This window comes from Bacteroides sp. CACC 737 (assembly GCF_013874375.1).
Classification (GTDB): domain Bacteria; phylum Bacteroidota; class Bacteroidia; order Bacteroidales; family Bacteroidaceae; genus Bacteroides; species Bacteroides uniformis.
This window is the reverse complement of record NZ_CP059408.1, coordinates 4323594-4338853: the sequence shown is the minus strand read 5'-3', so window position 1 is coordinate 4338853 and position 15260 is coordinate 4323594. Positions and strand designations below refer to the sequence as shown.

The following is a 15260-nucleotide window of genomic DNA, read 5'->3' as shown; positions in this document are numbered from 1 at the left end:
ATAAGTCATTTCGTATTATGGCTACTCACCTACTTCTATTTTAACTGCTTGTTTTAACTCCACACTCAAAGAGGCATCATCCTTTAACGGTGTCCAGCACACCCGGCGGCATTCATTCTTCTGTAAAAGACAACGATGATAGCGGCTGCCGGACAGATGCTCCGTATCGATATGGAAGGAACCGGTATTGACATCCCAATCGGCTATCTCGTCCAGATTCAGATAAAGGTTGCGCACTGTGCCGCTGTTGAGATGCAAGCTCTGCGCCTGCGCCGCAAGCGCAGTGACATGGCAATCTTCCAGCCGGGCAAGGTCTCGCGTGCGGAAAGAGAGCGTATCGCAACGGAGTCCGTAGAAATTGGTTTCCATATCCTCCACATCTACCACAACCGCTTGTACCTCCGCAGGCAACCGCAATTCCATCCCTTCCGAACGAACCCTTATCCAAATGTCATTCTGAAGATGCTGTACCAGCTTATCCTCCGGAAAGTCAAAGGTGACGAGCAGGGTATCGCCAACGGAAGTCATCGACATAAAAGCCTCCATATCCCCTGCATAGGAGAAACTGCCCTGCTGCAAAGAGTCGGCAGTCACCTCCAACGGCACTTCCCCGAACGAGAATATACGCTCCGCCTCCACAATACCTTCTTTTTTCTGTTTCCACACCACCGGAGGCTGTGTCAGCTTCAACACCCTGCACGAGGGCAGCTGCACCGTTTTCCGTTCTCCGCCGATTTCCATAAAATTATCTTTCTGAGTGACATTGCGGTCCACCACATAGAACATGAGTCCGCATACCATTGCCACACCGGTAACCAGCATTCCTATCATTATATAAGTCGTTCGTTTCATAACTGTCTTCTTTTATTTTTGTTTCTTGATAAACTCCTGATACATCCCGGACAACTCCTCGGCAGAGATGCCCAGCGTGAAAATCTGCTTGAATAAATAATCCACTTCCTCCTTCAGAAAATACTCTTTCCTCAACGAGAGAATCAGCTTGCGTGCACCTACCGACACAAAATAGCCGATACCCCGCTTGTTGTAAATCACTCCTTGCGTCTGCAAGTAGTCGTACGAACGCATCACCGTATTGGCGTTGACCTCTACCACAGCCGCATATTCCCGTACCGAAGGAATACGTTCTTCCTCCTGATATTGCCCGAGAAGTACCTCGTCGCAAATGCGGTCTGCTATTTGCAGGTAGATGGCCTTGCTTTCCTTAAAGTTCATAGTTACCAGCGATTAATGATTTCGGACTCCTTGAAACGGAAATAGGCAAGCACCCAGTTGAAAAGGGCGAAAAACGAAGTTATAAAAATCAGCCAGTCACTCGATGCTTCCCTGTTGATATAAGGCTCGGTCATAAAAAAATTATTGGGTAGAATGGTTTCCAGACACAATACAGCTATCAGGATATATGAAACGAAGATGCAGACACCGGCCGCAAAAGTCTTGATAAGTGCATTTTTGGGCCAGACCGTACTGCCCAGCAGGAAGAAAGACTGTAGGAAAAAGTAGCAGCTCAGGAATATCCCCACCACAGCCGGTCCGCTTCCTATCGTCTCATAGAAACGGTTCGTGTTACAGCAGAATTCCCACAACGGAAAGGAGTGAACGACATGCAGCTCCGGGTAGGCCAGAAGATAGAAGACGACTCTTGTCAAGTCCGCCAGCTTGAAAGCTATCAGAAAGACCAAGATAAAGCCGCAGGTAGCCACCAGCCAGCGGGCAAAGAATTTCTCGAACATGGTGGCAGGTGTCATGAGCACAACGGTACGACTCGTCTTGCTTTTCATCCTTTCCATGGCAAACGAGGCGCTAATGCATCCCCAAATGACAAGTCCCCAAAGAAAGAATCTGGACTCAAACTCCCAGATAGGGTCCATGCCCACAGCTCCCGCTTCCAGATTGTGATACTGATAGTATCCATTCCAGACAAAGACTATGGCCAACATTCCGTAGACCATCACCGAGCGGAGTATATAGGTCTTCCAATTCTCCACCATCTCTTTGCGGCATACGTTCACAAAGCGATGCAAACTAAAAAAGGTATCGCGTATCATTATTCATTTGTTTTAGTGTGAAACATTTCCGCTATCTTCCCAGGCTCTGCAAGCACGGCGCCAAACAGCAGTTCAAGATTAATCTCCGATTCCTCACCTTCCGTATTGGGCAGCATCAAGAAATTGCCTTGTACGGAGGGAAGCGTGTACAAGGCAGTCGCAGCCAACTCCCGGTCGTCACTCTCCAAGAAGAACAGTTTACTGCAAACGCTGGCAGTGGATTCGTCCAGCAATACGCGGCTGTTGTCCATAATCAGAACATGGTCCAGCACTTTGTCAATGTCACGCACCTGATGGGTGGAGATGACAATCGTCTTGTCGTCCGACATACCCGAAGCCAGAAATTTGCGGAACTGGCTCTTTCCCGGAATATCCAGTCCATTGGTAGGCTCATCCATCAGCAGCAGGGAAGTATTGGTGGCCAGCGCAAAGCTCATGAAGATTTTCTTTTTCTGCCCCATGGACAAGGCTCCCAAATCAGCATCCATATCCATCTCGAAGAAATGCAGGTACTTCACCATGTCTTCCTTGCTGAAACGGGGATAGAACTTACTGTTCAGTTCAATATAGCTGACCAGGGAAATAGGAGGCAGCTCGAACTCCTCGGGTACCAGAAACATGTCCTGCAACGTGACGGGCAGCCGACGACGCATGTCGGTATCATGATACATCACTCTCCCACGTTTGGGAGCCAACAAACCGCTCATCAGATAGAGCAGCGTAGACTTGCCGGCTCCGTTCTTACCCAACAGACCGTAAACCCGGCCGGATTCCAGCGAAAGTGAAAAATCACTCAGGACTTCTTTCCGCCCCTTGCGATAACTAAATGAAATGTTTTCTACTTGTAACATACGCTTGGATGAATTAAAGATTTCACTATTTACGTGTATTAGTACAATAATACACTGCAAACATAGGCATTTTTTTTAGAATAACAAGAGATTTGAGAAAAAAGAAAATATGTACGAAGGTTCAAAAAAAAGGAGGAGCTAAGAATCACTCTCCACTCCTCCCGACACGACAAACAACTAAAATTATTGCTATTTGATGCCGTCCAATGCCTTGTTTGCTGTGGCATTGGTGGGGTCGATAGCCAGAATTTTATTCCAGTACTCTTTCGAAGTAGCATAGTCACTCTTCAACAGATAGTAGTAGCCCAGATAACTGTAACACTCTATCAATGCAGAGTTGTACCTCGGTTCGTTTTTGGCAAGCAGTACGTCCACCACCTTCTCGTAATAAGGTTTCGCCAATCCCTCTGTAGTTTCGGGGTCCATGGCAGAGTGTGTGCGGGCGCGCCACATATCTCCCAAATAACTGTCGGAAGCTTGTTCGGCAACAAGTGCGAACACAGAGTCGGCAGCCTGCAATGCCGCCATGCGGTCGGCAGACTGAACGGAGAGAGTGTCCGAGGACGTACCCTCTCCGTAGTACAGACGCCCTAACTGGAATAAGTTTTCGGACGTCTTTTTATCTTGTGCCAGCGAGTCATAGTACTTTTTATAAGCAGCAATGGCTTGGGTATAGTCGTTTTTCAATTCATAAGCATCGGCAATCTCACGCCACAAATCCACCTGACTCTCATCCTTCTCCAATGCCTTACCATATTCCTCAATGGCCTGGTCATATTTCTTCAGAGCACTCAACAGAGCACCGTGATAGCGGTAATCCAAGCATGAATAATCGGCATTATCCGAAGCATTGAAGAAAGCATCGGCAGCCTTCTCTGCCTCGTCATAACGCTTGAGGTCGACATTGTTGTACATCACAAGCCGGTTGAATGCGGCATGGCGGGCATTCTTCTGCAAACCTTTCTGCGCCACCGCCAAGGATTTCTCGAAGTCGTGGTTCAGGAATAGTGCAAAAGCATATTTAAGGATGTCATCTTCCGTAGCCACGGGAGTATCGATGAACTTGGCATAGGTGTCGGCAGCCTTACCAAAACGGTTGGTGGCGTAATACACTTCCGCCAGCTCCTTGTCTGCTTCCAGGCAATCCGGAGCTATGGCCTTCAGCTGGTTCAGCTTCTCTATGGCCTGCGAAGGACTGGCAGACTTGTATGCCTGCGCATATTTCAGATACGCATCCTTATAATTCGAATCAAAATAGATGGCTTGCTCATAAAGCTGGCATGCCTTTCCGATATCTTTCCGGGCAAAAGCGATGTCACCCTCGAGTACAGAAACTGCCGGAGCCTTGTTGTCGGCCTTTCTTGCCATCTCCAGATAGGTTTCCGCCTCTTTCAGCTGTCCTGCATCCAGATAGGCACGGGCCACGGAAGTCACAAGCTCCACATTTTTTTTGTTCTTGCCCTTCAGCAGTTCTCCGGCTGCGTCGGAAGCCTGCTCCGGATTCGCCTTTATCAGACTTTTTACTTTATCCACCCCCGCCTGCCATTCGGGCACCGGCGTTTGTGCGGCGAGCGTACCTGCAAACAGCATCGCTCCCAAACAAAATACAAATCTACGTTTCATGTTAGCATTCATTTTAGTTATTCATCCTTGACGTTCACCACGCGCACCGGTTGGGTGGCGGGGACCAATCCCGACTTCAATATAATCCGCTGTCCCCGGTCGGAAGCGAGGAAAGAGGCAAATCCCCACGGAAGTGCGCTCCGCGGATCATTCAACAAGGCATAGATGCTGCGTGCCAACGGATAATCACCGTAATACAAATACGCCTGATAGGGTTTGTAACTGTTGTCCGGCATGGCCTTGTCAGCAGCACTGACGGACATCAGCCGCACCTCTTTACTGAAAGAGAGCCCCGTACTGTCATTCCGGTCGCTCAGCCAGTTCACGCCGATAATACCGATGGCATCAGGCGTGCGGGCCACGTAGTCAATCACCTCCCTATTGGTTTTCAACGCTTTCAACTGACTGGAAAGCGGTACACCCTTACAGATGGAATCGACAGCAAAACGTACGGTACTGGAGTTCTTGTTGTCAAACACAAGACTGATATCCCCCAAACGGGAAGCCGGATAGATATCTTTCCACTGCTTCGCATCACCCGTCAGGATGCGGCGGATGTCCTTCACACTAATCAATGAATCTGGATTGCCAAGATGGGTTATCAATGCCAGCCCGTCCGTAGCAATCTTTATCTCCTGCGGAAAAAACTTCCGGCTATTGAAGGAATTCATCTCTTCGGGAGTCAGTCTGCGACTGGTTATTGCCAACCGCAGACTGTCCTTGAGCAAGAGGTTGACGGCATCGACTTCCGTCACATAACGGGGCACAATTCCTGCCAAGGGGAACAGTCCTTCGAACACGTCAATTTCTTCCTGCACAATAGGCTGGAAACTTTCGTCCGCAGCAATTGCAATCACACCGGAGGTATACGTATCCGTTTGTCCGTCCTTGGGCTTGCTTTGGCAGGCCGACAGCAGAGTCAGCAGCACCAGTAAGCCTGAAAGCTGAAGTTGTTTCACCGTTTTCATAACACACACACTTATTGTAATCTAAACATCACCGGTATCGTATATTTCACCGATACGGCCTTACCATTCTGCTTGCCGGGAATCCATTTGGGCATGGACATAATCACACGGACAGCTTCTTTATCCAGATAGGGGTCTACACCTCTCAGCACTTTCACATCACGCACCTTGCCGTCGGCACCTACCACAAACTGGCAGGTTACACGCCCTTGCGTACCGTTTTCCTGGGCAATGGTCGGATACTTCATATTCTTGCTGATGAACTGCATCATCTCGGCCTGACCACCGGGGAACTGGGGCATCTGCTCTACCATATCGAAAACCTTTTCAGGTTCCGGTTCGGCCTGCGTCACCACTTGTTTCAAGTCGGCGATGTCCTTACCGTGTTCCTCGTCATTACCTTTCACGTCGGCAATGGAGATGGCAACTTTCGTTTCCGTCAGTTCTGTCTGGCTTTTTATTTCATCCTCGTCCCTCACTTCCTCATCCTTTTTGATGACGGGAGCGGTAAACTTAATGGAGCTTTTCAATGCAGGCGGCGGTGGGGCCACGGGCTCTATCCGCTTCATCTCTTCCTGCTTCACTTCCGGTTCTTCCAGCTGCGAAAGGGTAGTCACTTCGGTCATCACCTCTTTCTGTTTGGGGGTAGCCATCTTTATCAGCGTAGGGATACTGAAACCTATCAATGCAATTACAATTACCAGTATCACGGCAATGTTGTGCCGTCTGGGAGAGGTCTCACGCATCTTATAGGCTCCATATGCTTTGTTCTTACCACTGAACACGAGGTCACACCATGCTTGGGAGCTTAAATCTACTTTAGCCATATTCTTTCCTTTCTTTGGGTGTTACACATCATTCAGCAATGTTCTGGGACAATTCGCCCTTGCTTTCGTAGTTCTTCATCAAGAACTCGTCGGCTTCGGCAATATCCGTTATCACATACTTACCTATATTACATATCTGCATTTCATCGAGAGCATCAATCAGATTCTTGTACGAAGACTTATCGGTAGCCTTGATGATGACTGTCGGCGTATCCTTTCCGCTTTTTATCTCGGAAAGCTGTTTCCGGTAGTCATCCTCTGATATCTTAAGATCCAGTTTCTGCTGCTTCAGTCTGTTCACCTCGTTCACAGCAACTCTATTACGTTGCAGAAGCATTGCCCGCAGACCATCCGCCTGATAGGTAGTTTCCTTCAGTGAAGTATAGTCCTTGTAGTTAGGTTCCCCTTCGTAATAATACAACTTGTTGTCATCCCCCAGCAACAGCGTGATGGCTTGGGAAGCCTTGACTTTGGTCTGCTGCTCCTCGGTGATGGTCTTGTCATTGCTCGGCATGCTTATCTCCATGGTCTGAGGTTTGCTCAGTGAGGTACAAAGCATAAAGAAGGTAATCAGCAACATGTTCATGTCCACCATAGGTGTAAAGTCCACCCTGACAGTCATTTTCTTCTGCTTGCTTTTTCCACCTTTCTTGTTGCCGCTTTCTTGTATTTCAGCCATAATGTTTCCTTTCTTGTTCTACTTGTAACTCGTAGCTTGTCACTCCTCACTTGTGGTCTTCAGAGAAGTAATCAGGTTGTACCGGTTCTCTCTGAGGTCCTGAAGTGAGTTCATCACATTTTTTATTACGGAATAAGGAGTATTGGCATCTGCCTTGATGGCAATGCGCAAATCACTGTTCACTGCACGGGCGTTGCGCACCCAGGCCTTGAACTGATTGTCAATACTGTCTGTCGGTATCCCCTCATTCTTCAATACAGCATCTTGCTGGTCTTGCGGCAAGTCGAGGTATTTCTTCATACTCTTCATCGGCACACCAAAGGTAGACGCCAGCATGAATTTTTTAGTTTCCTCCGGAGTGAAAGTCACTCCATACTCCTGCCCCATAGCTTCCAGCACTTCGCGCAAGTCGGACTGCTTGTCCAGACTCATAAATACTTTTCCGCTCGGATCGACCAATATCTGGAGTACATTTGTCTCCGGGATCTTAATCTCGGAGACAGAGGCGGGAGTCGTTACTTGTACCGGTTCTTTCTTCACGAACGTAGAAGTCAGCATGAAGAAGGTCAGCAACAGTACAGTTACGTCACTCATCGCCGTCATATCGATGAACGTACTTTTCTTTTTTATTTTCGCTCTGCCCATAATCGTTTCATTGAAAATTAAAATTGAGAATTCATTCGTTGAATAGATAATAGAAGCCTACGTCACAGTGCAGCTCCAACTATCAGCAGTCAACTATTTATGGGTAGCTGCAAAAGTCTGCACGATGGAGAAACCAATCTCATCGAGGCTGTAAGTCAACTTGTCAATCTTGTTTGTATAATAGTTGTAGGAGATAACGGCCAATGCACCGGTCAAGATACCGAAGGCTGTATTAATCAAAGCCTCGGAAATACCTTGCGACAGAGCCATGGAGTCGGCTGAACCTCCGGCTGCGAGGGCGGCAAATGAACGGATCATACCAATAACCGTACCGAGCAATCCCATCAATGTACCTAAAGTCGTGATGGTACCAATAATAGGAAGATTCTGCTCCATCATCGGCAGTTCCAGCGCAGTGGCTTCTTCCAATTCCTTCTGGATGGCAAGCAGTTTCTGGTCTTTGGACAGCTCTGTGTCATTCTCCATCTCGGCATACTTCTTCAAAGTGGCATTTACCACATTGGCTACAGAACCACGTTGTGAATCGCAGATTTGTTGTGCCTTCTTCATATCACCTTCAGCCAAGGCTGCTTTGATGTTAGCTACGAATTTCACCAATGACCCCTTACCAAAGGCAGCGCCAATGGCAATATAACGTTCAATACTCAGTGCGATGACAGTCAGCAAAAGCGTTTGAATTACAGGAACAATGAATCCACCTTTATAGATGGTACCGAGGAAGTTACCCGGCAACGGATGGTTGTTCGGGTCGTTGTTCATGAAGTTGGAGGGATTTCCCAACACAAAGTGAAAAATAAGCACGGCGATGATAAAACAGATTACGATTACCCAACCGGCGGATCTGATGCCTTTAAAAGAGGCTGCTTTTTTTTGAGTAGTTTCCATGATGAAAAGTTTAATTGTTGGTATTTAAATAGAGTTTTGAAAATAAAGCATAGGGATACGACTTCCCGCTTACGAACCGATAGGGCGTAATCATCCTTGCAACCTTAGCTAGCATATATGTACACTAAAGGTCACCTGCTTTCAGTCTCTTCAAGACAAGAAGGGAAAAAAGGGGGAAATCAATAAGAAGAAAAGTTGGCTAAATCAAAATCCGCCGAAGCGTATAGATATAGTAATCACTGCCCGTCAATGCATAGTACGGGGCTTTATCTGAGTAGTATAATTTAGAACGACCTTGAACGAGTAGATTCTCGTGGTTGGATAATATCAGAAGAATGTTTCTGAGGAAAAGATTGTCTTCAATCACCCTGCGCAAACGCTGTTGATGAGAAGAGTAAGTTTCGGAAACTGGTTTGTTTCCCAGTTCGATATCCGTAGTCCATGCAAACTTGGTATTCGTGAACAATGAATTCTTCTTGTCAATACTATTGTCGGAAGTAGAAGAACATGAAGATAAAGAAGCGGAAACTTCAGCAGTTCCAGCCATTCTGTCATCCATCTGCACCAGGTCAATGGCTTTACCGCTAATGCTGCAAGTCAACATCAGTAGCATGCATATCCAGAATGTCTTTACAGTTGTTTTCATGTCGTCTAATGATTCTACAATAAATAACAGATGTCTCTCTTATTTGTTTTACAACTATATTACTTTCTTTTGTAAAAAGATTAAATTGTTCACTGATTAAAGGATTTACTATACCTTTTAATACACTGTAAAGGTACGAAGAATATATGAAATACGAAAGTGAAAATAGAATATAAAACACTGATTTTAAGCGTTTTTAATCATTCATTTAGCACCTTAATTCGGGAATTAATCTGATGAACATGCGATGAATAATTATATATAATAAGGTATAGTGATTAGCGGTAGAAACGGAATGTTAGAGGAGATATATGTAAACGAACGAAGCCTCCGTATCCTTATCAGACACGGAGGCTTCTTCTGAAAAACGGCGACTACCTACTCTCCCACTGTTACGCAGTACCATCGGCGTGACCGGGCTTAACTTCTCTGTTCGGAATGGGAAGAGGTGGAACCCCGGTGCTGTAGTCACCTGAATAAGGTAGACATGATGCGAAAAAAGCAAAGCATTCATTTATGGCTGAACGTATATACCTCCATACAAGGCAAGGCAAAAAGTGAACGGGCAATTAGTAACGCTCGGCTATGACATCGCTGCCTGTACACCTGCGTCCTATCAACGTTGTAGTCTACAACGACCCTGAGAAATCTAATCTTGTGGCTGGCTTCGTACTTAGATGCTTTCAGCACTTATCCAATCCCGACTTAGATACCCGGCAATGCACCTGGCGGCACAACCGGTAAACCAGAGGTCAGTCCAACACGGTCCTCTCGTACTAGTGTCAGAGCCACGCAAATTTCATGCGCCCACGATAGATAGAGACCGAACTGTCTCACGACGTTCTGAACCCAGCTCGCGTGCCACTTTAATGGGCGAACAGCCCAACCCTTGGGACCTTCTCCAGCCCCAGGATGTGACGAGCCGACATCGAGGTGCCAAACCCCTCCGTCGATATGAGCTCTTGGGAGGGATCAGCCTGTTATCCCCGGAGTACCTTTTATCCTTTGAGCGATGTCCTTTCCATACAGAAACACCGGATCACTATGCTCTAGTTTCCTACCTGATCGACTTGTGAGTCTCTCAGTCAAGCGCCCTTATGCCATTACACTCTGCCGACGGTTACCAATCGTCGTGAGGGCACCTTTAGAAGCCTCCGTTACGCTTTTGGAGGCGACCACCCCAGTCAAACTACCCACCAAACAGTGTCCCCGCAACAGCGGGTTAGAACTCAAATAATCAAAGGGCCGTATTTCAACAGCGGCTCCACGAACACTGGCGTGCCCGCTTCAAAGCCTCCGGCCTATCCTACACATCAATTACCCAAATTCAATGTTAAGCTATAGTAAAGGTTCACGGGGTCTTTTCGTCCCATCGCGGGTAATCGGCATCTTCACCGATACTACAATTTCACTGAGCTCACGGTTGAGACAGCGTCCAGATCATTACACCATTCGTGCAGGTCGGAACTTACCCGACAAGGAATTTCGCTACCTTAGGACCGTTATAGTTACGGCCGCCGTTTACTGGGGCTTCAATTCAACGCTTCTCTTGCGATGACGTCTCCTCTTAACCTTCCAGCACCGGGCAGGTGTCAGGCTGTATACTTCATCTTTCAATTTTGCACAGCCCTGTGTTTTTGTTAAACAGTTGCCTGGACCTATTCTCTGCGCCTCAATTGCTTGAGGACCCTTTATCCCGAAGTTACAGGGTCAGTTTGCCTAGTTCCTTAACCGTGAATCACTCAAGCGCCTTAGTATATTCAACCCGACTACGTGTGTCCGTTTGCGGTACGGGTACCGTAAGGATTAAGTTTAGCGGATTTTCTTGGAAGTATGATTACACGCACTATTGGATTGTCCAGAAGGACGCTCCATACTGTCAGGTTCGACTCTCATTCCGGATTTGCCTGGAACAATCAACATCTACACCCTTCAACGGACTATTCCGTCAGTCCGCGGCGCTGTCACGACTCCGTCTCCACGTCACTCCTTAAGGTAGTACCGGAATATTAACCGGTTCTGCCATCGGCCTCGCCGTTCGGCTGAGCCTTAGGACCCGACTTACCCTGATCCGATTAGCGTTGATCAGGAAACCTTAGTCTTTCGGCGAGGGGGTTTCTCACCCCCTTTATCGTTACTTATACCTACATTTGCTTTTCCACACGCTCCAGCAAGGCTCACGCCTTACCTTCGACGCAGAGTGGAATGCTCCCCTACCGATGATTTCTCATCCCAAAGCTTCGGTAGAATACTTATGCCCGATTATTATCCACGCCAAACTCCTCGACTAGTGAGCTGTTACGCACTCTTTAAATGAATGGCTGCTTCCAAGCCAACATCCTAGCTGTCTTAGCAATCTGACTTCGTTAGTTCAACTTAGTATTCATTTCGGGACCTTAGCTGTTGGTCCGGATTGTTCTCCTTTAGGACATGGACCTTAGCACCCATGCCCTCACTCCTGACATAGAACTGACACGCATTCGGAGTTTGTCAAGACTTGATAGGCGGTGAAGCCCTCGCATCTTATCAGTCGCTCTACCTCATGTCAGTATAAGTCAAGGCTGCACCTAAATGCATTTCGGGGAGTACGAGCTATCTCCAAGTTTGATTAGCCTTTCACCCCCACCCTCAGGTCATCCAGAAGCTTTTCAACGCTTATTGGTTCGGTCCTCCAGATGGTGTTACCCATCCTTCAACCTGCCCAAGGGTAGATCACTTGGTTTCGCGTCTACTCCTTCCGACTATACGCCCTGTTCAGACTCGCTTTCGCTTCGGCTGCGGATCTGAGATCCTTAACCTCGCCGGAAAAAGTAACTCGTAGGTTCATTATGCAAAAGGCACGCCGTCACACTAAAAGTGCTCCGACCGCTTGTAGGCACATGGTTTCAGGAACTATTTCACTCTTCTGTTCGAAGTGCTTTTCACCTTTCCTTCACAGTACTGGTTCACTATCGGTCTCTCGGGAGTATTTAGCCTTACCGGATGGTCCCGGCAGATTCACGCAGAATTCCTCGTGCTCCGCGCTACTCAGGATACCACTAGGCTTCGGTTGGCTTCGCATACGCAGCTATCATGCTCTATGGCTGTACTTTCCAGAACATTCTGCTCACCAACTTTCTTGCCACAACGTGGTCCTACAACCCCACACATGCCGTAACATGGATGGTTTGGGCTGTTCCCCGTTCGCTCGCCACTACTGGGGGAATCATTATTTATTTTCTTTTCCTGCAGGTACTAAGATGTTTCAGTTCCCTGCGTTAGCCTCCCGCATTGCGGGATGATATCCCTTCAGGATATCGGGTTGTCCCATTCGGAAATCCGCGGATCAAAGGTCATTTGCACCTACCCGCGGCTTATCGCAGCTTATCACGTCCTTCATCGCCTCCGAGAGCCAAGGCATCCGCCATGTGCCCTTACTTACTTTTTGTCTTACCGATCACGTATGGTCGATATATACTTTCAGCTTTCAACTTTACTTTTTTGGTCACATCATGTCAAAGATCGTTGTCAAGGATTAAGGATTAAAGATAATTCCTAATCTTGAGAAGTGGAGAATAACGGATTCGAACCGTTGACCCCCTGCGTGCAAAGCAGGTGCTCTAGCCAGCTGAGCTAATCCCCCTTCACCATTGATGAAAGACCCGCTAAATCGTAACCGGTCGGTCACCAACTGAGAAGTAGTCCCAGGCAGAGTTGAACTGCCGACCTCTACATTATCAGTGTAGCGCTCTAACCAACTGAGCTATAGGACTGTCAGTCAAACCCTCGCCTTACGGCTCGGCTTCTACTTTTCTCGTATATTTTAATAAACAAGTACGCGCAGTACAAGAGGTTCTTATGGAAGCATAACTTCAAGAACCAACGATCGAGTCGAGACGTCACTCCAGAAAGGAGGTGTTCCAGCCGCACCTTCCGGTACGGCTACCTTGTTACGACTTAGCCCCAATCACCAGTTTTACCCTAGGGCGCTCCTCGCGGTTACGCACTTCAGGTACCCCCGGCTTTCATGGCTTGACGGGCGGTGTGTACAAGGCCCGGGAACGTATTCACCGCGCCGTGGCTGATGCGCGATTACTAGCGAATCCAGCTTCATGGAGTCGGGTTGCAGACTCCAATCCGAACTGAGAGAGGTTTTAGGGATTAGCATCACGTCGCCGTGTAGCTGCCTTCTGTACCCCCCATTGTAACACGTGTGTAGCCCCGGACGTAAGGGCCGTGCTGATTTGACGTCATCCCCACCTTCCTCACATCTTACGACGGCAGTCTCGACAGAGTCCCCAGCATAACCTGATGGTAACTATCGATAAGGGTTGCGCTCGTTATGGCACTTAAGCCGACACCTCACGGCACGAGCTGACGACAACCATGCAGCACCTTCACAAATGCCTTGCGGCTGATCTGTTTCCAGAACATTCATTTGCAATTTAAGCCCGGGTAAGGTTCCTCGCGTATCATCGAATTAAACCACATGTTCCTCCGCTTGTGCGGGCCCCCGTCAATTCCTTTGAGTTTCACCGTTGCCGGCGTACTCCCCAGGTGGAATACTTAACGCTTTCGCTTGGCCGCTTACTGTATATCGCAAACAGCGAGTATTCATCGTTTACTGTGTGGACTACCAGGGTATCTAATCCTGTTTGATACCCACACTTTCGAGCATCAGCGTCAGTTACAGTCCAGCAAGCTGCCTTCGCAATCGGAGTTCTTCGTGATATCTAAGCATTTCACCGCTACACCACGAATTCCGCCTGCCTCTACTGTACTCAAGACACCCAGTATCAACTGCAATTTTACGGTTGAGCCGCAAACTTTCACAACTGACTTAAGCATCCGCCTACGCTCCCTTTAAACCCAATAAATCCGGATAACGCTCGGATCCTCCGTATTACCGCGGCTGCTGGCACGGAGTTAGCCGATCCTTATTCATACGGTACATACAAAAAGGCACACGTGCCTAACTTTATTCCCGTATAAAAGAAGTTTACAACCCATAGGGCAGTCATCCTTCACGCTACTTGGCTGGTTCAGACTCTCGTCCATTGACCAATATTCCTCACTGCTGCCTCCCGTAGGAGTTTGGACCGTGTCTCAGTTCCAATGTGGGGGACCTTCCTCTCAGAACCCCTATCCATCGATGGCTTGGTGGGCCGTTACCCCGCCAACAACCTAATGGAACGCATCCCCATCAATGACCGAAATTCTTTAATAGCTGAAAGATGCCTTTCAGATATACCATCGGGTATTAATCTTTCTTTCGAAAGGCTATCCCCGAGTCATCGGCAGGTTGGATACGTGTTACTCACCCGTGCGCCGGTCGCCAGCAAAGAAAGCAAGCTTTCTTCCTGATGCCCCTCGACTTGCATGTGTTAAGCCTGTAGCTAGCGTTCATCCTGAGCCAGGATCAAACTCTTCATTGTAAAAGTATCGTGACTGCGCAAATTAAAAAATCAAAATGCGACAGCTTGTTATCTGTTCAGGACGCTCGAATTCAAAAGTTTATCTTTACCTATATAAAATAAGTATTGACGGTTCTCTTGTTTTACCCAAGGCAATTCCCCATTGATAAGGAAAAGCCTTGCTCTTGTACTACTTGTATTGTTTATGTAAATCTGTTCAAAGATCGCTCGTTTCACGATTGCTGTTCTTTTCAGAAAGCGGATGCAAAGGTAAGAACTTTTAAGTATACCCTCCAAATATTTTCGGAAGTTTTTTTTCTTTTTTCTCTCTTTTCTCTTTCCTCGTCGTCTCTCTTGTCGAAAGGGAGGCAAAAAGAAAAAGGAAGAAGAACCAGGCACCGTTTCTTTTAAAAGAATGTCAACTCGCGCTGCTTTCATTTTCAAAAGCGGGTGCAAAGGTAAGAACTTTAAAGCATAACTTCCAAATATTTTCAGAAGTTTTTTTTCATTTTTCTTTTCCAAGGCCAAAGTTCCAGAAGAAACCGATGGCAAAGAAGAGAAAAATGGAAGCTTACCGCTCCGTTTTACTGTCAGAATGTCAAAACATCGCCGCCTTCGTTCCCGAAAGCGGATGCAAAAGTAGGCCTTTTATGGAC

General features: G+C 47.5%; 12 protein-coding genes, 2 tRNA genes and 3 rRNA genes. All 17 read right to left on the bottom strand.

Going from position 1 to position 15260, the window contains the following annotated elements:
• Nucleotides 1-21: 21 nt before the first annotated feature.
• The 17 genes from H1A11_RS18005 to H1A11_RS19345 all read right to left on the bottom strand — a co-directional run bounded on the left by H1A11_RS18005 (nt 22) and on the right by H1A11_RS19345 (nt 15126).
• Complete coding sequence (locus H1A11_RS18005) at nt 22-852, bottom strand: hypothetical protein (RefSeq protein ID WP_181757571.1); 831 nt, start codon at nt 850-852, stop codon at nt 22-24.
• A gap of 12 nt (nt 853-864) precedes the next feature.
• Nucleotides 865-1233: a GntR family transcriptional regulator gene (locus H1A11_RS18000; protein ID WP_181757570.1), complete on the bottom strand. Its 369-nt coding sequence runs from the start codon at nt 1231-1233 to the stop codon at nt 865-867.
• Between the two features lie 2 nt (nt 1234-1235).
• A complete protein-coding gene (locus H1A11_RS17995) occupies nt 1236-2066 on the bottom strand; it encodes a hypothetical protein (protein ID WP_117713902.1) in 831 nt (276 codons plus the stop codon).
• Complete coding sequence (locus H1A11_RS17990) at nt 2066-2917, bottom strand: ATP-binding cassette domain-containing protein (RefSeq protein ID WP_174646434.1); 852 nt, start codon at nt 2915-2917, stop codon at nt 2066-2068. The genes H1A11_RS17995 and H1A11_RS17990 overlap by 1 nt, the downstream gene beginning before the upstream one ends.
• 189 nt (nt 2918-3106) lie before the next feature.
• Nucleotides 3107-4552, bottom strand: coding sequence for a tetratricopeptide repeat protein (locus H1A11_RS17985; RefSeq protein ID WP_181757569.1), 1446 nt, complete (start codon nt 4550-4552; stop codon nt 3107-3109).
• Nucleotides 4553-4557: 5 nt separating this feature from the next.
• Nucleotides 4558-5508, bottom strand: coding sequence for a PstS family phosphate ABC transporter substrate-binding protein (locus H1A11_RS17980; RefSeq protein ID WP_005828635.1), 951 nt, complete (start codon nt 5506-5508; stop codon nt 4558-4560).
• Nucleotides 5509-5519: 11 nt separating this feature from the next.
• Nucleotides 5520-6335: an energy transducer TonB gene (locus tag H1A11_RS17975; protein ID WP_005828639.1), complete on the bottom strand. Its 816-nt coding sequence runs from the start codon at nt 6333-6335 to the stop codon at nt 5520-5522.
• Between the two features lie 28 nt (nt 6336-6363).
• Nucleotides 6364-7014 carry a biopolymer transporter ExbD gene (locus H1A11_RS17970; RefSeq protein ID WP_005828642.1) on the bottom strand — a complete coding sequence of 217 codons (651 nt, stop codon included), beginning with the start codon at nt 7012-7014 and terminating at the stop codon, nt 6364-6366.
• Nucleotides 7015-7053: 39 nt separating this feature from the next.
• Nucleotides 7054-7659 carry a biopolymer transporter ExbD gene (locus tag H1A11_RS17965; RefSeq protein ID WP_005828648.1) on the bottom strand — a complete coding sequence of 202 codons (606 nt, stop codon included), beginning with the start codon at nt 7657-7659 and terminating at the stop codon, nt 7054-7056.
• Nucleotides 7660-7752: 93 nt separating this feature from the next.
• Nucleotides 7753-8565, bottom strand: a complete 813-nt coding sequence (locus H1A11_RS17960; protein ID WP_181757568.1) for a MotA/TolQ/ExbB proton channel family protein — start codon at nt 8563-8565, stop codon at nt 7753-7755.
• 199 nt (nt 8566-8764) lie between these two features.
• A complete protein-coding gene (locus H1A11_RS17955) occupies nt 8765-9211 on the bottom strand; it encodes a hypothetical protein (protein ID WP_181757567.1) in 447 nt (148 codons plus the stop codon).
• 365 nt (nt 9212-9576) lie between these two features.
• Nucleotides 9577-9687: ribosomal RNA gene (rrf, locus tag H1A11_RS17950) — 5S ribosomal RNA — on the bottom strand.
• Nucleotides 9688-9760: 73 nt separating this feature from the next.
• Nucleotides 9761-12638 (bottom strand): 23S ribosomal RNA (locus H1A11_RS17945).
• A 121-nt stretch (nt 12639-12759) separates the two neighbouring features.
• Nucleotides 12760-12833, bottom strand: a tRNA-Ala gene (locus H1A11_RS17940).
• Nucleotides 12834-12889: 56 nt separating this feature from the next.
• Nucleotides 12890-12963: transfer RNA gene (locus H1A11_RS17935), tRNA-Ile, on the bottom strand.
• A gap of 135 nt (nt 12964-13098) precedes the next feature.
• Nucleotides 13099-14625, bottom strand: a 16S ribosomal RNA gene (locus H1A11_RS17930).
• The 16S, 23S and 5S rRNA genes sit together here with 2 tRNA genes alongside, the layout of an rRNA operon.
• Nucleotides 14626-14673: 48 nt before the next feature.
• On the bottom strand, nt 14674-15126 hold the full coding sequence (locus H1A11_RS19345) for a hypothetical protein (RefSeq protein ID WP_255461485.1): 453 nt from the start codon (nt 15124-15126) through the stop codon (nt 14674-14676).
• Between the last annotated feature and the right edge of the window lie 134 nt (nt 15127-15260).